This window comes from Celeribacter arenosi (genome assembly GCF_039539485.1).
Lineage (GTDB): Bacteria > Pseudomonadota > Alphaproteobacteria > Rhodobacterales > Rhodobacteraceae > Celeribacter > Celeribacter arenosi.
This window is the reverse complement of record NZ_BAABDF010000007.1, coordinates 845,016-863,506: the sequence shown is the minus strand read 5'-3', so window position 1 is coordinate 863,506 and position 18,491 is coordinate 845,016. Positions and strand designations below refer to the sequence as shown.

20 protein-coding genes and 1 tRNA gene are annotated in these 18,491 nt (G+C 59.2%); 9 read left to right on the top strand and 12 right to left on the bottom strand.

Annotated elements, in window-relative coordinates:
- Positions 1-111: 111 nt before the first annotated feature.
- The 5 genes from ABD815_RS11895 to ABD815_RS11875 all read right to left on the bottom strand — a co-directional run bounded on the left by ABD815_RS11895 (position 112) and on the right by ABD815_RS11875 (position 5,049).
- Complete coding sequence (locus ABD815_RS11895) at positions 112-1,317, bottom strand: phage major capsid protein (RefSeq protein WP_344847391.1); 1,206 nt, start codon at positions 1,315-1,317, stop codon at positions 112-114.
- A gap of 42 nt (positions 1,318-1,359) precedes the next feature.
- Positions 1,360-1,935: an HK97 family phage prohead protease gene (locus tag ABD815_RS11890; RefSeq protein WP_344847390.1), complete on the bottom strand. Its 576-nt coding sequence runs from the start codon at positions 1,933-1,935 to the stop codon at positions 1,360-1,362.
- Positions 1,928-3,139 (bottom strand): phage portal protein, encoded by a 1,212-nt coding sequence (locus tag ABD815_RS11885; RefSeq protein ID WP_344847389.1) that lies wholly within the window; start codon positions 3,137-3,139, stop codon positions 1,928-1,930. The genes ABD815_RS11890 and ABD815_RS11885 overlap by 8 nt, the downstream gene beginning before the upstream one ends.
- 289 nt (positions 3,140-3,428) lie before the next feature.
- Positions 3,429-4,790 carry a DNA-packaging protein gene (locus ABD815_RS11880; protein WP_486303640.1) on the bottom strand — a complete coding sequence of 454 codons (1,362 nt, stop codon included), beginning with the start codon at positions 4,788-4,790 and terminating at the stop codon, positions 3,429-3,431.
- A complete protein-coding gene (locus tag ABD815_RS11875) occupies positions 4,714-5,049 on the bottom strand; it encodes a hypothetical protein (protein ID WP_344847387.1) in 336 nt (111 codons plus the stop codon). The genes ABD815_RS11880 and ABD815_RS11875 overlap by 77 nt, the downstream gene beginning before the upstream one ends.
- Before the next feature lie 331 nt (positions 5,050-5,380).
- Between ABD815_RS11875 and ABD815_RS11870 the strand changes: the two genes are divergently transcribed.
- A complete protein-coding gene (locus ABD815_RS11870) occupies positions 5,381-6,154 on the top strand; it encodes an ion transporter (protein WP_344847386.1) in 774 nt (257 codons plus the stop codon).
- A gap of 47 nt (positions 6,155-6,201) precedes the next feature.
- On the opposite strand, the gene mltG is transcribed toward ABD815_RS11870, so the two are convergent.
- Positions 6,202-7,368, bottom strand: a complete 1,167-nt coding sequence (mltG, locus tag ABD815_RS11865) for an endolytic transglycosylase MltG (RefSeq protein WP_344847385.1) — start codon at positions 7,366-7,368, stop codon at positions 6,202-6,204.
- On the bottom strand, positions 7,368-8,630 hold the full coding sequence (gene fabF / locus ABD815_RS11860) for a beta-ketoacyl-ACP synthase II (RefSeq protein WP_344847384.1): 1,263 nt from the start codon (positions 8,628-8,630) through the stop codon (positions 7,368-7,370). The genes mltG and fabF overlap by 1 nt, the downstream gene beginning before the upstream one ends.
- Positions 8,631-8,780: 150 nt before the next feature.
- Between fabF and ABD815_RS11855 the strand changes: the two genes are divergently transcribed.
- Entirely contained in the window at positions 8,781-9,776 is a 996-nt protein-coding gene (locus ABD815_RS11855; RefSeq protein ID WP_344847383.1) for a PilZ domain-containing protein, read from the top strand.
- Positions 9,777-9,888: 112 nt separating this feature from the next.
- On the opposite strand, the gene ABD815_RS11850 is transcribed toward ABD815_RS11855, so the two are convergent.
- The 3 genes from ABD815_RS11850 to fabD all read right to left on the bottom strand — a co-directional run bounded on the left by ABD815_RS11850 (position 9,889) and on the right by fabD (position 12,058).
- Positions 9,889-10,122 (bottom strand): acyl carrier protein, encoded by a 234-nt coding sequence (locus ABD815_RS11850; protein WP_344847382.1) that lies wholly within the window; start codon positions 10,120-10,122, stop codon positions 9,889-9,891.
- A gap of 204 nt (positions 10,123-10,326) precedes the next feature.
- Positions 10,327-11,064 carry a 3-oxoacyl-ACP reductase FabG gene (gene fabG / locus ABD815_RS11845; protein ID WP_344847381.1) on the bottom strand — a complete coding sequence of 246 codons (738 nt, stop codon included), beginning with the start codon at positions 11,062-11,064 and terminating at the stop codon, positions 10,327-10,329.
- 64 nt (positions 11,065-11,128) lie between these two features.
- Positions 11,129-12,058 carry an ACP S-malonyltransferase gene (gene fabD, locus ABD815_RS11840; RefSeq protein WP_344847380.1) on the bottom strand — a complete coding sequence of 310 codons (930 nt, stop codon included), beginning with the start codon at positions 12,056-12,058 and terminating at the stop codon, positions 11,129-11,131.
- A gap of 249 nt (positions 12,059-12,307) precedes the next feature.
- On the opposite strand from fabD, the gene rpsF reads away from it, so the two are divergent.
- The 4 genes from rpsF to ABD815_RS11820 all read left to right on the top strand — a co-directional run bounded on the left by rpsF (position 12,308) and on the right by ABD815_RS11820 (position 14,196).
- The gene (gene rpsF / locus ABD815_RS11835) at positions 12,308-12,664 is read left to right on the top strand and encodes a 30S ribosomal protein S6 (RefSeq protein ID WP_344847379.1); all 357 of its coding nucleotides are present in this window, start codon (positions 12,308-12,310) and stop codon (positions 12,662-12,664) included.
- A 23-nt stretch (positions 12,665-12,687) separates the two neighbouring features.
- A complete protein-coding gene (rpsR, locus tag ABD815_RS11830; protein WP_025061827.1) occupies positions 12,688-12,915 on the top strand; it encodes a 30S ribosomal protein S18 in 228 nt (75 codons plus the stop codon).
- A gap of 11 nt (positions 12,916-12,926) precedes the next feature.
- Positions 12,927-13,550 carry a 50S ribosomal protein L9 gene (gene rplI / locus ABD815_RS11825; RefSeq protein WP_344847373.1) on the top strand — a complete coding sequence of 208 codons (624 nt, stop codon included), beginning with the start codon at positions 12,927-12,929 and terminating at the stop codon, positions 13,548-13,550.
- Between the two features lie 172 nt (positions 13,551-13,722).
- Positions 13,723-14,196, top strand: coding sequence for a transglycosylase SLT domain-containing protein (locus ABD815_RS11820; protein WP_344847371.1), 474 nt, complete (start codon positions 13,723-13,725; stop codon positions 14,194-14,196).
- Between the two features lie 75 nt (positions 14,197-14,271).
- On the opposite strand, the gene tig is transcribed toward ABD815_RS11820, so the two are convergent.
- Entirely contained in the window at positions 14,272-15,600 is a 1,329-nt protein-coding gene (tig, locus tag ABD815_RS11815) for a trigger factor (protein WP_344847370.1), read from the bottom strand.
- A gap of 432 nt (positions 15,601-16,032) precedes the next feature.
- Here tig and ABD815_RS11810 point away from each other — a divergent pair, with 432 nt between their 5' ends.
- Together ABD815_RS11810 and ABD815_RS11805 are read left to right on the top strand one after the other, a co-directional pair.
- Complete coding sequence (locus ABD815_RS11810; protein WP_344847368.1) at positions 16,033-16,626, top strand: hypothetical protein; 594 nt, start codon at positions 16,033-16,035, stop codon at positions 16,624-16,626.
- An 89-nt stretch (positions 16,627-16,715) separates the two neighbouring features.
- The gene (locus ABD815_RS11805; RefSeq protein ID WP_344847366.1) at positions 16,716-17,861 is read left to right on the top strand and encodes a surface lipoprotein assembly modifier; all 1,146 of its coding nucleotides are present in this window, start codon (positions 16,716-16,718) and stop codon (positions 17,859-17,861) included.
- A 29-nt stretch (positions 17,862-17,890) separates the two neighbouring features.
- Here ABD815_RS11805 and ABD815_RS11800 read toward each other — a convergent pair.
- A tRNA-Leu gene (locus ABD815_RS11800) sits at positions 17,891-17,974 on the bottom strand.
- Positions 17,975-18,127: 153 nt separating this feature from the next.
- On the opposite strand from ABD815_RS11800, the gene ABD815_RS11795 reads away from it, so the two are divergent.
- On the top strand, positions 18,128-18,430 hold the full coding sequence (locus ABD815_RS11795; protein WP_344847364.1) for a Hint domain-containing protein: 303 nt from the start codon (positions 18,128-18,130) through the stop codon (positions 18,428-18,430).
- The last annotated feature ends 61 nt before the right edge of the window (positions 18,431-18,491 follow it).

The window sequence follows — 18,491 nt, the reverse complement described above, 5'->3', positions numbered from 1 at the left end:
CGCCCCTCGTGCTGGTCGGACGGAGGGGGAGCAGCTAGACAACACTTCCACGGGAAGCGCATCCACCGCCCGTGCCTGCACAATGTGCGCAAGCACGGGCTTCGTTTCATTTTAGGAAAGCGAGAACTTCAGCAGCTTGATTGCCGCGAAATCGGACACGTCTCCGCCAACACGTTTGGTCGCGTAGAAAAGGACGTGTGGCTTGGCCGAGAATGGATCACGCAGGATGCGAAGGTCAGGACGCTCGGCGACCGTGTAACCAGAAGCGAAGTCACCAAAAGCGATCGCGGCCGCATCGGATGCCACATCGGGCATATCCTCGGCAATCAGCACCGGATAACCTAGAAGGCGCGCGGGTTCGCCGGCGGCGAGACCGTCGGACCAAAGGAAACGACCATCCGCATCCTTGATCTTGCGCACTTGGCCGGCGGTCTTCGAGTTCATCACGAAGGTGCCGTTGGCGCGGTATTGGGCGCCCAGTGCATAGACCAGATCGACGATCGCATCCGCTGGGCTGGTGGTGTCAAAGCCACCATCAGCACCTGTTGCGACATAGCCAAGCGTGTCCCATGTCCATGCGTCGTTTGGAACCTGCGTATGGTTCAGGATGCCCACGGGTTTGTCGACGCCATCACCATTAATGAACGCGGACGCTTCCGCCGAGGCAAATTTGTCCGCAATCCGACCGGCGAGCCAACCTTCGATATCAAAGGCCGCATCGTCGAGGAGACGCTGCGAAGCACGTGGCATGGCAGACAGTTCGAACAGTTTGATCGAAATACGGTCAATGGTCGGCGTGCCGGTTTCGGCCGCGGTGCCGGACTCAGACGCCCAACCGGAACCGACCTCCGTCGTGTCAACCAGAACATCGAAAGAGCTGGCCTCGACATTCACGACGTTCGCAATCGAACGGATCGATGCCGTGGATTTCAGCACCGATTTAACGGTATCCGCAGTCTGGGGATCAACGAGGTAGCCACCATCGCCCTGAACGGCGCTGGACATCGCTTTGCCTTCGAGATCGAGACCACGCAGCGCATCGTCATCGCCATTGCGTACATAGGTTTCCATCGCGGATTTGTGGGAGAGATCTGTCTCCACCACGGCGGCGAGGGCCGGACGGCCAAAAGTGTGTGATTTACGATCAAGCATGGTCAGTCGCTCTTCCTGTTCTTGAAGCTTCGATTTGATTTCGTGTTGAAAGGTCTTGAGATCGCTCATGAAACCGGCCAGCGCGGTCTTCACCTCCTGGGCCGGTCCGGACGCGGGTTCCGGCATAGCGGCCCCGGCCCGAGCCTTAGTCTCGGTCTTGCTCATCCAATCATCCTTTGGTTGGTTCGCGGGTGAGTGCACCGGCATTCAGTCACCTTCAGCCAGCATCTTGCGACCGGCAGTGAACGCCGCCGCAATGTCGCGCATCATCGCTTCGGCTTCAGAGGGATCGGCCCCCTTTGCCTCCGCCACGAGCCGCGCTTCGGGAAGCATCGGAAAGGTCACCAATGACACCTCCCAAAGCTCCAACTCGGAAAGGAGCCGCGCTCCCTTTTGATCTTTTTGGGCACGCAAAGTGCGATACCCGATCGACAGTCCGTCAATGGCACCCGCCTCAATAAGGGCCACGGCCTCACGTCCTTGCTGCAACTCGGTCAAAAGCCGCCCCTTGACGAAGAGCCCTTTGGCGTCTTCGTGCACCTCGTCCCAGATGCCGATGGGCTGGGCAGGATCATGCTGCCAGAGCATTTTCACACGCCGCCCTTTTTGTGAAAGGGTCGATAAAGAGCGGGCATAAGCGCCCTTTTGAACCACATCGCCGCCGGTATCCTTGATCCCGAACAGGGATGCATAGCCTTCGATCTTCACACCTTCAGTGACGGTGATGTCCGTGCCCAACCGGCAGAATTTATGCTCCAAAGCACCTGCAAATTCCTTATGCATCGCCTTCACCCTCCTCTGTGGAAACCACGTCATCTTCGGCCAATTGCGGCAGGCCCAACATGGCCCGCTTTTCCGCCTGTGTGAGGAACTCGGCCCCCGCTACGCGGCTCCATTGGGCATCGCGCTCGGCCGCCAATGCAGGCACCTGATCGAGATCGGGTTTGAGCGTGACCGCCTCCCCCGTGATCTCCGATAACCAGTGCCCCAGCGCTCCCGTGACCTTTGAAACCAATGGCAAAACGGTCAGCCGGTAAAAGGCACGGTTGGCTTCCTGATAATTCGCGTAAGTCGCGTCACCCGGAATGCCGAGCAACATCGGCGGCACGCCAAAGGCCAATGCGATCTCGCGCGCGGCGGATTCCTTGGTTTTCTGAAACTCCATATCCGAAGGGCTGAACCCCATCGGTTTCCAGTCGAGCCCGCCTTCGAGCAACATCGGCCGTCCCGCATTGCGCGCACCTTGATGATGGCTTTCCATTTCGGTCAGCAAACGATCGTATTGATCCGCACTCATTTGCCCAACACCATCAGAGCCGCGATACACAATCGCACCGGATGGCCGCGCGGCATTGTCCAAGAGACCCTTGGACCAACGCGACGCGCTGTTGTGCACATCAATTGCCGTCGCAGCCGCCTGGATAGGCGAGAGACCGTAGTGATCATCGCTGGGGTGAAACGACTTGATATGGCAGATCGGAGAAATGCCGTCCGTGACGTGAAACCGGTGCTTGCGCCCACCGACCGCATATTCATAGGCCACAGGCCATCCATCTGCGCCGGGAATGAGGCTCATCCGCTCGGAGCGCAGCACATGCAACTCAACAGGCGCGCTGTTGCCATCCCCCACGGCTTCCACATACCCGTTGCCGGACAAAAGGATCTGCGCGTAGAGCGCTTCCATCAGATCCGCCTGACCCTGAACGGGATTGGGACGGGACAGAACCTGTAGCAAGGGATGGACGTCAAACCGCTCCGTTGCGTTCTGCAGTATCATCGGCAAAGCCGACGCAGCTTCCGCGATCAATTTGACCGACCGGAACCCGACCGGATTATTGGTGAAACCAACGCGCGTCAGCGTCCCTGTATCGCGCGGGCTCCATGCCACGCGACCCGCGCCAGACATGGCCGCAACGACCGGCCCCGTCGCCGAGGCTTTTGCCTCCGGCACCGTACCTGCGTTCCGTTTTAGAAAGTCCAACACCATATCCGGTCTCTCCTTGTCTACTGTTTGGTCGCGTCTGCGACCCACCGCCTCTATGTCGCCCCGACCCTGCTGCCTCACAGGGCCAGAGCGCGAAAGGACACTGGAAAGGTCCCTCCCTTTCCGCGCCATGTCCGGCGCCGTGTCCCCTCAAAACCTGGCCGTCTGAGGCGCTGCCCCATCGACAAAAACCGTTCTAAAGGAGAGGGTGAAAGAAGTTGTGAGGCGTCCGCGCGCTGCTCCGCGCGCCGCGCAACACGAAAAAATGGGCGCTCGAAGCGCCCATGTTTTCCTAGCCCAATGTTCGAATGCGCGGCCTCTGATGGCCTGCCGCCGGCGCAATAAGGACTTCATGTATGGCCCAGACCAACGCATCAACCCGGTCAGGGGACCCACTTGCCTGATACCCTTGCGGCGTCATCTTCACCATTTGGTCTTCGAGTTCTGCAAGTCCACGCGTGTGAACAACGCGGCCTTGATCATAAAGGGCCGCTACCGGCTCAGCGCGCGCGACTTTGCCCCTTGTCGCGCGGACCGCTTTATAAGGAACAAACTGATCAAACTGGCGCACGACTTCCTCGACCATGTCGCCGCCCTGGTTCACTTCGGCCACCAACTTGTCCGCATCCCAACGCGCCATCGCATCCAGCGCCGCCTTGGCCCAGACTTGGGGCTTGGCCCCTCCGACGCTCGCGTCCTCCAACACATAGGCGCGCCATCCCAATGGTTGCCCCTGCGTCACAGCTCCAACCACAATGATCCCGCACTCATCGGCCGTCTTAGAACCCGTTGCGGGCGGATCGACCGCCACAACAATCCGGTCAAACTCGGGCAAGGCTTCGACACGGTTCGCCTCGAGACGCGCCAGAGACCACAATGCGCCCTCCTCCTCCTCGAGAAGCACACCATCCAATTCCTGACGCCCCAAACGCGTGCCCGCATAGCGCGCCTTTACCTCATCAAGGAACGACTTGGCCAGGTTAGCTGCGTTCGCCTCGGTCTTTGCCTGCGTCATCACCGAGGAAGGCGATGCAATAATGTCTTTGAGCACCTGAACATTGCGAGGCGTTGTCGTCACGACCTGACGCGGGTCATCGCCCAGACGCAGCCCGAACTGCAACATGTCCCACGCCTCGCGTGGCTTTTTCCACTTCGCAAGCTCATCGACCCAAGCCGCATCGAACTGCGGCCCGCGTAACGCTTCGGGATCATTGCCCGAAAAAACCATCGCCTCCGCCCCGTTTGGCCAAACCAGAGCGCGCCTGCCACTAACCCAGACAGGACGACGGTCCGGCGGCGAACAGGCCAGAATGCCGCTGTCGCCAAAGACCATCACCTCACGCGCCTGATCATAGGTCTCGCCGACCAAGGCAACCCGCGAAGCCTGACCTTTGTCCAACGGCCTCGACCCTTCGACCATGCCACGAACCCACTCGGAGCCCGCGCGCGTTTTGCCCGCGCCGCGTCCCCCCACAATGACCCAGGTGCGCCAATCGCCCCCCGGCGGCATCTGGTGATCGAGCGCCCATGCGTCAAACATATAGGGGAGCGCCATAAGCGCCCCCCCATTCCCCAACTCACTCAGGAACTGAACCTGCGCCTCGCGAGGTTCGGACGCGATCCAGGCAATCAAGGATCTCAGATCGCGCGGCATCGAAATCGATGTCTCCGGCGGCAAGGCCCCCTTGCTTTCTGCTTTGCTCATCGAGCTTCTTCCTTTCGGTAAAGGCATTGTCGATCGCCTTGTTCAATTCACTCAAACGTTTCGCAACGCCCGCGCCATCGTCCTTTTGGTCCCTCATTGCCCTTATGGCTTCATCGACATCCATAATGGCGCCGCGAACCCGTTCGCTGGCGACCTGCAGCAGGTCGTCCAACATATTTCCATCCCCCACAGATGAAATCTGTTCCATAGCAATTGCCTCACGTTTGGTTCCTGAAAACCTCCGCTCGACGACACGTGACCCCTGCCCGCGTCACACCCCTGTGACGCGGCCAATAAAAAAGCGGCCCTCAGATCACACCCCCTCAGGTGCACTCAAGACCGCCGACCCACGTTTCCTAGCATGCCCTAAACGTGCCCGAGGACCGTTCGAAAGTCAAGTTATTTAATACTTTCAGATACTTATAAGATCGTGCGCCACCCACCCCACGCCGTTAACCTTTCGAAGACGCCACCAACAGCCCCTTGATTAACCGTGATTTTTTACCCAGAAGCGCGGGGAAACCGTTAACGAGGCCCCGATGGCATCCCGTTTTTCTGACCTTTTGAGAGAAGTCTACGAGGCCGACACCACGCGCGCCCATCGCTTTCGCTACGCTCTGCTCGCCTTCGATCTCGTCACAATCGTGTTCGTCATCGTGACATCCTTTTTCGCGCATACGCCGACCATAGAAGCCATTGACCTGATCTTCGGTGCCCTGATCCTGCTCGACTTTTCGGCACGGGTTTATGTGACCAAGAAACGGGCTCGCTATTTCACTCACTTCTCAACCTGGGCGGATATCGCAGCCATGATTTCCTTCCTCGCCCCTCTCGCGGGCGAGGGGCTGGGGTTCCTTCGCGTTTTGCGAACCCTGCGCCTGCTGCACACCTACCAGTTGATGAACCGCCTGCGCCAGGATTTCAAAACCTTCCGCCGCCACGAGGAAATCGTCGTCGCAGCCATAAACCTGCTGGTCTTCATCTTCGTGACGACAGGCCTCATCTACGCTCTCGAACACGTCCACAACGACCAAATCCGCAACTATGCCGACGCTCTTTACTTCACGATCACCACTCTCACGACGACGGGTTTCGGGGACATCACGCTCGAAGGCACCACAGGGCGGCTGCTCTCGATCGGGGTGATGTTCTTTGGCGTGACACTCTTCCTGCGGCTCGCGCAGGTTCTGTTTCGCCCCTCAAAGGTACGCCATGAGTGCCAGACATGCGGGCTCAGGCTCCACGACGCAGACGCGGTGCATTGCAAACACTGCGGCGCTGTCGTTCACATCGATACCGAAGGCCTTAGCTGAGGCCTCCGGTCCCGATCTTGGATCACGTTACTGATTTGATGGCGCCGTCAGTTGCCGTTTCTCTGCGCTTCGATTTCACGCCATTTGACGACATTGGCGTTGTGCTCGGACAGGGTCTCGGCAAAGGCGTGCCCCCCCGTTCCGTCAGCCACAAAGAAGATGTAGGGCGTCTCGTCAGGATCCACGGCCGCTTCCATTGACGCAAGGCCGGGGTTGGCGATCGGCCCGGGTGGGAGACCTCCAATGACATAGGTGTTATAGGGGCTGTCTGACTGCAACTCGCTCTGGCGCAATCCGCGGCCCAAAACGCCGACACCATTGGTGACGCCGTAGATCACCGTCGGGTCCGTCTGCAAACGCATCCCCTGGTTCAGGCGGTTCACAAACACGCTGGCCACCTGCCGGCGCTCTGCGGCGATGCCGGTTTCCTTTTCGATGATCGACGCAAGTGTCAGCATCTCTTCAGGACTCTCGATCGGCAAACCATCTGTGCGCTCGGCCCAGACCTTGGCAATCCGCGCTTCCTGCGCGGCAGTCATGCGTGCAATCAGGTCATCGACGTCAGAGCCCGCCCTCACTTCGTAGCTGTCGGGCGCCAACATGCCCTCTTGGGGCATTTCATCGGCCTCAACCGATCCGTCGATAAAGTCCGCCAATTTGAGGCTCTCGACCACCCGCCAAACCGTCGTGCCTTCGGCAACCAAAACCCGATAGCGGGCATCACTGGTCGCGCGCACTTCGGTGTATTTCTCCGGCACCACAAGATCTTCTGCATCGGGCGCGAACTCGGCGACTTCAACATAAGCCTGCGTGACCGGATCCAGTTCGCGCACCTGCACCTCGGTGGCATTCACACCGATCCGGAACACCACTTCGGTCCCGCAGGTGCTCGCACCGCCCCGTGTCACGATGTCAACGATCTCTTCCATCGACGACCCTTCGGGAATCAAAAACGCACCCGCTTTCAACTGGCTCGTCTTCTCGGTGTAATCCGCCCCGATCCGGAAAACCTGTGCCGCAGAAATCGCACCCTGCTCGGCAAGGTCCTGGGACACAGAGCGCATATTTGTGCCCGATGGCACCCGAAGGCATATCGCGGATTCGAGCGGACCTTCGGCGGTATACTGTGCCTTACCCCATGCCACAGCACCCGCCGCAAGGACGAGCGCCACGATCAATAGGGTAAGGGCATTCGAAGCGATTGATCGCCACATCAGCCATCGACCTTTTTGAAGACCAAGGACGCATTGGTGCCGCCAAAGCCAAAGCTGTTGGACAGGGCGACATCAATCTTACGCTCGCGCTTCTTGTTCGGGGCCAGATCGAGCTTGGACTCAACGGCCGGATTTTCGAGATTGATGGTCGGCGGCGCGACCTGATCGCGAATCGCGAGGATTGAGAAAATGGCCTCCACGGCCCCTGCAGCCCCCAAAAGATGCCCGATCGACGACTTGGTGGACGACATCGTTGCCGTGGCCGCCGCATCGCCCATAAGACGCTCGACCGCACCCAACTCGATGGTGTCGGCCATCGTCGAGGTACCATGCGCGTTGATGTAATCGATGTCGTCGGGCGTCAAGCCTGCGCGCTCGATTGCCGCTTTCATGGACCGGTAGCCGCCGTTGCCATCTTCTGCAGGCGCAGTGATGTGATAGGCGTCACCGGACAGGCCATAGCCCACAACCTCGGCATAAATCTTCGCGCCACGCGCTTTGGCGTGCTCGTATTCTTCGAGGATCACAACGCCCGCGCCCTCGCCCATCACAAACCCGTCCCGATCTGCGTCGTAGGGGCGGCTCGCGTGTTGGGGATCGTCTTTGTGTTTTGTCGACAGTGCCTTACAGGCGTTGAAGCCCGCGATGCCCAGTTCACAGATCGCGCTTTCCGCGCCCCCTGCAACCATCACATCCGCATCGCCCAGCATGATCAAACGGGACGCATCACCAATCGCATGCGCACCCGTGGAACAGGCGGTGACCACAGCGTGGTTCGGCCCCTTAAACCCATAGCGGATCGACACCTGACCGGAAATCAGGTTGATCAACGAACCGGGAATAAAGAACGGCGAAATCCGGCGCGGACCTTTTTCTTTGAGAACGATGGCAGCATCTGCGATCGACGACAGACCGCCGATGCCAGAGCCGATCATCACGCCCGTGCGCAGCAAATCTTCTTCACCTTCCGGCATCCAGTCCGCGTCACGAAGCGCCTGCGTTGCAGCGGCCATCCCGAACAGAATGAAGTCATCGACTTTGCGACGCTCTTTGGGCTCCATCCAATCATCGGGATTGAAGGTTCCGTTCGTGCCATCGCCGATTTTTACCTCACAGGCATAATCGGTCGCCAGATGGCTCGCGTCAAAGCGTTGGATCGTCCCCGCAGCAGATTCGCCTGCCAAAAGCCGGCTCCACGTTTCATCCACACCGCATGCCAGCGGTGACACCATTCCTAGACCTGTGACGACTACTCGGCGCATGGCTGCCCCCCTTTTCGTTTCTTCGACTTATCTACACGCCCTTGCCACACGATGGAAGTCCGCGGCAACCCGATCCAGCTTGATCGGCGGCATCTTGGTAACCAGTTCTTCAGGCCGACGTGACTAGTGTCGCAGAAAAGTACGGTTACCATGTTGCGAGTTGCTCTTCTTATCGGGGCTTTATGTCTGCCCATTGTCTTTTCCGCCACGCCGGCGCGGGCTGCGCTGTCGTGCGATATGGAAGATTGGCTCGTGTCGCTCGATCAGGCGGCGAATGCTTTGACGAGGGCTCTGGGAACGCCGGACGAGGCACGCGCCGCGCAGGTGTTGCGCCATAGCCTTAGCAGTTTCACAAACGAAAGCGTGCAACGTGAAATCCTCGCCTCCGGTTTTGTCGACAACGGGGGTGCGCTTTCCAACTATGTCGAAACGCGTCGGAGGTTTCTCAACCTGCAGGCAGAGAATTGGACCCACGCGGCCAAAGACTTTGCGAGCGACCCGCGTTTCCTTCGCCAATCCGAAAATTTGCAGTTTTTCCTGATCTCGGCTCAATGCGATATCGTCAGGTCCAGCCATCTCGTTCGCGCGGACCCAACCGCGACGCCGACAAAACGACTCATGGACGGCCTGCGTAAAGTCATCGAGGCGCCCACCACGCCCCCTCCCGAACGGGTGACTTTTGACCCCGACGATTTTTCGAATCTACGCGATGCAAATGAAATCCCGGGCGCATCGCCGGTCGGCGCCTTTAACATTCAGCCCCGCCAAATCGCCTTGGCATGCGGCGTTTTTACGTTTCTGGCATCCATGACTTTATGGACATGGATGCGGCTGTCGACGTCGCACCGCCGCTCCGAGCGTCACACCTGCGTCCTGCCTGCCAGTGTCGCCGCGGGAGACACCACGCATTCGTGCGAAATACTCGATATCTCTCAGCTCGGTGCAAAACTCGACTGGACGCATCCATTGGCTCCGAATTCTCGGCTCTTGCTCCGCGTGGGGGCATTGGAAATGCCGTGCCGCGTTGCCTGGCAAAATTCACATTTCATGGGCGTTCAATTCGACCGCCACATTTCGATGTCGCAACTGAGCGATATTTTGAACCTGAACACGGTTCTCTCAGCCGCTCAAAAAGACGCCGCATAGCGCGTCGGGGCAAAACTCACGGGCACCGCAAAAAGGGCGCGCCGTTTCCGGTCGCGCCCTTAAATGCCGTATCGATCCTGAATGCGGGAGACCTATAGGCCTCCCCTCGCGATCAGGAAGCTTCCGTGATGAATTTCACTGCATCGCCGAAGGTTTGGATGGTTTCTGCAGCGTCATCAGGAATTTCGATCCCGAATTCTTCTTCAAAAGCCATGACCAGCTCGACTGTGTCGAGGCTGTCTGCGCCAAGATCGTCGATGAAGGACGCGGACTCGGTCACCTTGTCTTCTTCTACGTCAAGATGCTCGACTACGATTTTTTTCACGCGATCTGCGATGTCGCTCATTTTCATTCCTCACAGTTCAGGGGCGCTGGCCCCAATTTCCGGCCCGCGGGCCACTCTCACCATGTCGTGAAGCTCGGGACAATTTCAACCCCTTACCCCCGACATGACCACGGCCGCATTCGCGTTCCTGTGGATCACATCTGCGGCTGCCTATAGCATAAACATAGCAGAGGGCAAATCTTTTGTCCCGCCGCCAAAAACCGCTTAAAGCATGGCCATTCCGCCATTTACGTGCAGAACCGTGCCCGTTGTATATCCGGCTTCCTGCGAGGCCAGATAAAGCACGGCTGCAGCAATCTCTTCAGGTGTGCCCATGCGCTGGCACGGGATTTGCTGATTGATTTTGTCTTTCTGGTCATCTGTCAGTTTCGACGTCATCGGGGTTTCGATGAAACCGGGGGCCACGCAGTTGACCGTGATGCCGCGAGTCGCCACTTCGTAGGCGAGCGATTTTGACATGCCGACCATGCCTGCCTTGGAGGCCGCATAGTTGCCCTGACCGGGGTTACCGGTCGCGCCGACGATGGACGAGATATTCACGATCCGCCCCCACCGCGCCTTCATCATGCCGCGCAGCACACCTTTGCACAGGCGCATCGTGGAGGTCAGGTTCACGTTGATCACCGAATCCCAGTCATCATCGGACATCCGCATGAAGAGCTGGTCGCGCGTGATGCCTGCGTTGTTCACCAGAACATCGACAGAGCCCATGACCTCTGCGGCCTGTTTGGGCAGCGCCTCGACCGCTTCCTTGTCGGAAAGGTTGCAGGTTAGAACATGGGTCCGCTCGCCGAGCTCAGCGGCGAGCTCCTGCAATGGCTCAATGCGCGTTCCTGAAAGCGCCACCGTCGCACCCGCAGAATGGAGCGCTGTTGCAATCGCACCGCCTATACCGCCGGACGCGCCGGTGATGAGTGCATTTTTTCCTGTAAGATCAAACATCTCAATCCCTTCTCTAAGGTCTTTTCCGCGCAGGCGAGGCGACGCCATAGGCCGCCCGATCCGCTTATGCTTTGAGTTTCGCGATATCGTCGGGTGACCCGATGGCGGTGCACTCGATAGACCGTTCAATCCGGCGCACCATACCGCAGAGCGCTTTGCCCGCGCCGATTTCCCAGATTTCGCTGACGCCTTCGGACGCCATATAGGCCACGCTTTCGCGCCACCGCACGGACCCCGTCACCTGCTCGACCAACAATGAACGGATGGTCGTGGGATCGGTGATCGCGCTGGCGCGCACGTTGGCCACCAAAGGCACACTCGGCTCAAGGATGTCTACATCATCGAGCGCCTCTGCCATGACCTTTGCCGCAGGCTCCATCAGGGCGCAGTGGAACGGGGCGCTCACAGGCAGAAGAAGCGCACGTTTCGCCCCTTTTTCCTTGGCAATCTCTACGGCGCGTTCAACGGCCGCCTTGTGACCGGACACCACCACCTGAGCGGGGTCGTTGTCATTTGCCGCCTGACAAATGTCGCCCTGTGCGGCCTCTTTGGCAACTTCAGTTACCGCGTCGAAATCGAGCCCGAGGATGGCGGCCATCGCCCCGACCCCTACAGGCACGGCCTCCTGCATCGCGCGACCACGAATGCGCAAAAGGCGCGCCGTATCAGCCACGGAAATTGCACCAGCCGCAGCAAGTGCGGAATATTCACCGAGCGAATGACCCGCCACAAAGGCCGCGTCCGCCACAGAGAACCCTTCCGCCTCAAGCGCGCGCAGGGCGGCAATCGAGGTGGCCATCAACGCAGGTTGGGCGTTTTGCGTGAGGGTCAGGGAGTCACTGTCCCCTTCCCAGATCAGCGCCGAGAGTTTTTCGCCCAAGGCCTCATCGACCTCTTCGAAAACCGCGCGGGCCTGCGGGTATTGGTCGGCCAGATCGCGGCCCATTCCGATGGTTTGTGCACCCTGTCCCGGGAATACGAATGCGCGTGACATGAGCCCTCCGTCCTTTGCTTTCCTTTACGTTGGCTATGGGGTCTAACGATGCATCCCCGACACGGCAAGGGAACTCTGGACGGATGCGTCCTTCGAGGCGGGCAAAGGCCCTTGAAACTCACGCCACGACGCGTATAAGGGCCCATCTTTTCCGCATGTCTTTTGAACAGCGCAGCCTCTCGTGGACGGGTCGCGGAAAAGCTCATCGCCCGCCCTATGAAATGCGCTTATAAAATGAATGGAGTGACCATGCCCCTATATGAGCATGTGTTCATCGCGCGTCAGGATCTTTCCAACACGCAGGCCGAAGGCCTCATCGAACATTTTGGTACCGTCCTTTCGGACAACGGCGGCAAAGTCGTTGATTCCGAGTACTGGGGTGTCAAAACGATGGCATACAAGATCAACAAGAACCGCAAGGGCCACTATGCCTACGTGCGCTCCGACGCTCCGTCGGTAGCCGTGCAGGAAATGGAACGCCTGATGCGCCTGCATGACGACGTTATGCGCGTCCTGACCATCAAGGTCGACGAGCACGCCGAGGGCCCATCCGCCCAGATGCAGAAACGTGACGAGCGCGAAGAGCGCCGCCCACGTCGCCCCTGATCTTCTTGGAAAGGACCTAACCTATGGCTACCAAACCATTTTTCCGCCGTCGCAAAGTCTGCCCGTTCTCCGGCGACAACGCGCCCGCGATTGACTACAAAGACACCCGCCTTCTTCAGCGCTACATCTCTGAGCGTGGCAAGATCGTGCCGTCCCGTATCACCGCAGTCTCCGCGAAGAAGCAACGTGAGTTGGCCCGCGCCATCAAACGTGCCCGTTTCCTCGCCCTGCTGCCCTACGCCGTGAAGTAAGGAGAGAACTCATGCAAGTTATCCTTCTCCAACGTGTGGCCAAGCTCGGTCAGATGGGCGATGTCGTAAACGTCAAAGACGGCTACGCCCGCAACTTCCTGCTGCCGCAGGAAAAAGCACTGCGCGCGTCGGACGCCAACATCAAGGCATTCGAAGCCCGCAAGGCGCAGCTCGAAGCTGACAACCTCGAAACCAAAAAAGAAGCCGATGCTCTGGCTGAGAAACTCGACGGCCAGACCTTCGTCGTGATTCGCTCCGCATCCGACTCGGGTTCGCTTTATGGTTCCGTTACACCTCGTGATATCGAGGACGTGGCGAAAGAGAACGGCTTCATCGTCTCGCGCAAACAGGTTGTGATCGGGAACCCGATCAAGGACCTCGGCCTGCGTGATGTGACCGTTCTTCTGCACCCAGAAGTCGAAGCAACCGTGACTCTCAACATCGCACGCTCCCCAGAAGAAGCCGAACTTCAGGCCTCCGGTAAGTCCATTCAGGAACTCGCCGCCGAGGAAGAAGCACAGGCTGAATTCGAAATCGCCGAACTCTTCGACGATATCGGGTCTGCAGCAGCTGACGATGGTGATCTCGCAGAGGCAATCGAAGCCCCTGCCGAAGAGGCCGCTGACGACAAGTGATCTGAGATCACGACGAGACTTTGAAAGCCCCGCCTTGTGCGGGGCTTTTTCGCGGCACCCGGCTTCGGCAAGCTTTCGCCGTCCAGATCCGGCATCACTTGGCAAAGGTTCTCTGTGCGGTAAACCGGATGGGTGCCAGAAAGTCCCTTTCACATCTCTGCCGGAGATCACCATGCCATTGATGTCGCGCCGCCTCTTTATAATCGCGCCCTTTGCCCTTGCGGCCTGTGGTGACAAAACTGTCGCGACCTCCCGCGCGAGGGCTTTCAACCCCCCGCTCTACCCGAACGAAACACCGAAGCTACGCGCGCTCATCAACAAATGGGCAGACACTTACCGGATCCCGCGCGAGCTCGTTCATCGCCAAGCCATTCGCGAGAGCACACATCGCCCCGAAGCGCGCAATGGCCCCTATTGGGGGCTGTTGCAGATCCTGCCGCAAACCGCCCGCACCATGGGTCACAGTGGCGCGCCACAGGACCTTCTCGATCCGGATGTGAACCTAAAATACGCCGGGAAATACCTGCGCGGCGCTTATATCGTCTCCGGTGGTGATATCGACGGCGCGATGGGGTGGTATGCGCGGGGCTATTACTACGAAGCCAAACGGCTGGGGCTGCTCGAGGAAACCGGCCTGCGCGGCTGAGATCGCATGAAAAAGGCCGCCCCAGTGATGGAGCGGCCCCTGTCCCTCGTCTAAGCGAGGCGGTCGTTGTCGACCTTATTCGTCGTCGAGCGCTTCGACAGCTTTTTCGAGGTCCTCTTTGGAGACCTCTTTCACAGTCACCTTGGCATTCTCGGCGATCCAGTCGACGACTTTGTCCTCGAACAGGGGGGCCTGGATTTGCTGGCGCATCTGTGGGTTTTGCTGAACGAATTCAAAGAACTGACGTTCCTGACCCGGATACTGGCGCGCTTGGTTCATGACCGCTTGGGTGAACTCGGCGTCAGTGATCTGGATTTCCTGCTTCTGACCGATATCGGCGAGCAGCAGGCCCAGACGCACGCGGCGCTCGGCGAGCTTTGTGTGCTCTTCGGTGGTCTCGATTTCAGGGTGATCGTGACCTTCGACCTCGGGGTTATCCTCGTGCCACAGCTGGTGGGCGATCTGTTTTGCCTCGGCGTCGAGCAGCGACGGCGGCAGATCGAAGGACACAAGACCGTCGAGCTGGTCGAGAAGACCGCGCTTCATCACCTGACGTGCGGCGCCGGCGTATTCGGCTTCCAGACGCTCGGAGATTTGACCTTTGAGGGCTTCGAGATCTTCAGCGCCGTATTTTTTGGCCAGTTCGTCGTCGACCTCGGCCGCTTTCGGACCTTTTACAGCTTTGATTTTGCACTCGAAAGTCGCGTCTTTACCGGCAAGGTTCTCAGCACCGTACTCTTCGGGGAACTTCACCTCCACGAGCTTTTCTTCACCGGCTTTCACGCCGACGAGCTGCTCTTCGAAACCGGGGATGAAGGAACCGGAACCCAGCACCAGCGGGTAGTCTTCGGCAGCGCCGCCATCGAATGCTTCGCCGTCAACTTTGCCGAGGAAGTCAAAGACCACCTGGTCGCCGTCGGCAGCTTTGCCTTTTTTGTCTTCGAAGTTCTGAGCGGTTTCGGCGAGGTTTTTCAGGGCGTCCTGAACTTCCTTGTCGGAGGCTTTGACCACGAGTTTTTCGAGCTTCACACCGGACACATCCGTTTCGGGGATCTCGGGGAGGGCTTCGTAAGACATTGAAACGACGACATCATCGCCCTCTTTCCATGTCTCGCCTGCGTCCATTTTGACGTCGGGCTGAAGAGCGGGACGATCGCCGCTTTCTTCGAAATGCGTGTTCATCGCCGCATCGACGGCTTCCTGCATCGCTTCACCCAGAACGCGGGGACCGAATTGCTTTTTGAGGAGCGCCATAGGCACCTTGCCCTTGCGAAAACCCTTCATCTCGATGTCGGGCTGGGCTTCTACCAGTTTCGCTTTGACTTTATCGTCAAGCTCGGCGGCGGTGATGGTGATCTGATAGCCGCGCTTCAGACCTTCGTTGAGGGTCTCGGTGACCTGCATGTTGGCGTCCTTCTTAACATATCGCGTCGGGGTGCCGAGGGTGCGCCTAGGCACGTTCCCCCTAAATCAGACGCCGTTCTAGTTAGGCCCCGCTGTGCTTGCAAGCGCCAATCGGGTCCCGGAGGGGTGTGAAGCGCCAATTTAGCGGGGTTTTGCGCGTTTTCGGGGTTTATGGCGGGTTTTGGCGGTGGGTCGAGGTTCGCGGGCGTGCGGGGAATGGCGGATTTCGCCCCTCGCGCGCGCCGGATGCGCCCTGCCCGTTTTGCCCTCGGATCGGCGGTGGTCGTGGCTTCCTGTGGCGCGCCCGCAACGAGGCAGAACATTGCAGGGGGGTCTACAGGCGCGGGCGGGGAAGGTGGTTGACCACAGGGGGATTCCCCAATTTATTCGGACGCGTGAGTGAAAAGCTGGTCATAAGGTAGGGGTACCGGAATGAAATTTGAGAATGTAATCATTGGTTTGTGTGCTGCGTTCACGCTGAGCGCCTGTGGCGGAAGTGAAGGCGGGGCATCTTTTGACCAACTGATTAGCCGGTCTGGCCAAGCATTGGTTGATATTGAAGCGGGCGGATACAACTATCTGATCGCCGCACCTGCGCAGTCCAGAGCGTCGATGGATGGCATTGCCCTGATCGGCGTCAACGGGCACACGGCGAGCGACGAGATCATCCTCGGCAAAATGACCATGGACGTCAATTTCAGCGGCGGTAGCGCCAGTGGTACCATCAACGAATTCGCGCTGTACGATGTCGCCGCAACGCTCACGCACGAGCAGGATCTTGGTGGATCTGTCACGTACGCCGCAGATGTTGATATGGCGAATGCCATCTTCGCGGCCCCAATTGATGGCAGTGGGAGCGGCACTATGCAAATACCCGGTGGCAGCACGGCAAATGTCGAGTTCGGCATCGGGGGCGACTTCTACGAGGTGTCTTCCGGACTTTCGTCCTATGGCGGAATCGAGGGCGTCGCCACTGTGGGCGGCTCCGGAAACGTGCTCGTCGGGCAATATGTCGTATCCGAGTAAGGCACTGATTTAAAACTGTTTTAGCCCCTTCGCCGACCTCGTTTGGCGGAGGGGTATCTGTATGAGGGACCTTTGATTTGGGCAGGGCTATGAACCGGTTACGACGCCTTTATCGGGGGGGACTGCGCGGCTGTGCTGCCATGGTTGCGATGGCGTTTTGCGCCCCAGCTGAGGCGCAGAATGCCTCGACCGGCGAGATCGTGGCGGTGTTCAATCAGGCCCAGCAGTTTGCCGCACAGGGTGAAGATGAAAAGGCCGGAGCACGTTTCCGGTGGCTGTTGGAAAACGACCGCACCAGCGCGGAACGCAGTGCCTTTTACCTCCAAGCGATCCGCGAATCCACGCGGCGGGCGCCGTTGTCGTTTTCGCTGCGCGCGGGGATTTTGCCCTCCACGAATGTGCGCCGTGATGCGGCCAGCACGACGTTTGTGATCGGCGATCAGGTGTGGACCATCGACAATGGCGGGGTTGAGGCCAGCGGGATCGGGTTCCAGATCGGTGCGACGGGTCGGATGACCTTTGCGCCGGCGGTGGGGCGTGAGGTTTCTGTGGCGGTCGATCTGGACCATCTGGCCTATTCGCTCGACGAGTTGAGCCACACGCGGGGGCAGGTTTCGGCGTCCCATGCGTGGTTCAAGGCGGGGCAGCGTATCGAGGTGGGTGCCTATTCCAACCGGTTGAAATATAAGGATATTGAAGAGGGTGATGCCTCTTCTGACAGGCGTGGCGAGGGGGTGAGTGCCTCCTATGTGCGCCGTTTGGACACGGGAGCGCAGGTGGCGGCGGGGCTGCGTCGGGAATGGGCGACCTATGATGAAAAGCCGGAAAATGACAGCGTCACGACCTCGCTTTCAGGCACCTATGCCCTGCCCGTGGGGCCACGTGATGCGGTGATTTTTCGCGGAGGGATTGCGCGGTCCGATACGCGCCAACCCTTTCTTTCTTATGACGAAATTCGGGCTGGGGTGCGGTTTTCGCGGCGCGCCAAAAACGGCTATGACTGGTTTGCGGGATATGATGTCACGCTGCGCGATTTTGACGGGAATTACTCCACGCTCGGTGTGTCGCGCGAGGATGTCGTGCATGACCTGAGCGTCGGGGTCACGAACCGGAACTGGCGGGTGTTTGATGCGGTGCCGCGGATGGCCTGCACGCTGCGTCGGCACCAGTCGAACGTGGCGCTTTTTGATTACCGCTCGACCGATTGCGCGCTGACGTGGCAGCGGTCGTTTTAGGGGTAAGCCTCTGATTTTAGGGGGATAAGTGGTGCGGGTGAAGGGACTCGAACCCCCACGCCATAGGCGCCAGAACCTAAATCTGGTGCGTCTACCAATTCCGCCACACCCGCATCGGCGCGGTATGTAGCAAAGAGCGGCGCGGCGCGCCAGCGGGTATTTTCGCTTTCTTGGTAAACAGAATTGCTGCGGCTTGCCATATTGTTGCCAGATTGGGCGGCAATTTTGGGTCACAGCCCCCTTCCTGCATGGCGTAAGGATGCCAAATGAAACAAGAATCCGCGATATCCCCTGCCCTGTCCGATTGCACTTCAGGCGCGCTGTTTTCGGCGCGGGATGCGGGCGGGACGGGCATTGCGCGGGGCACGTTGATCATGACGGCGGATGGCATGTTGCCGGTGGAATTCCTGTGCCCCGGGGACCGGATTGTGACGCACTCGGGGATGTGCGTTCTGGAAGATATCGACACCCCTGCGCCGCATCGTTTCGCGCTGTCGTTTGCGCGCGCGCAGGCGGTTTATGCCGATGGGGTTCTGGTGCAGGCCAGCACGGGCGCGCCGCTGTTTTAGTCGTGTTTTAACGACATTGTGGCGCGGGTTTGCAGGGTTTTACATCCCGCAAAAACGCCGT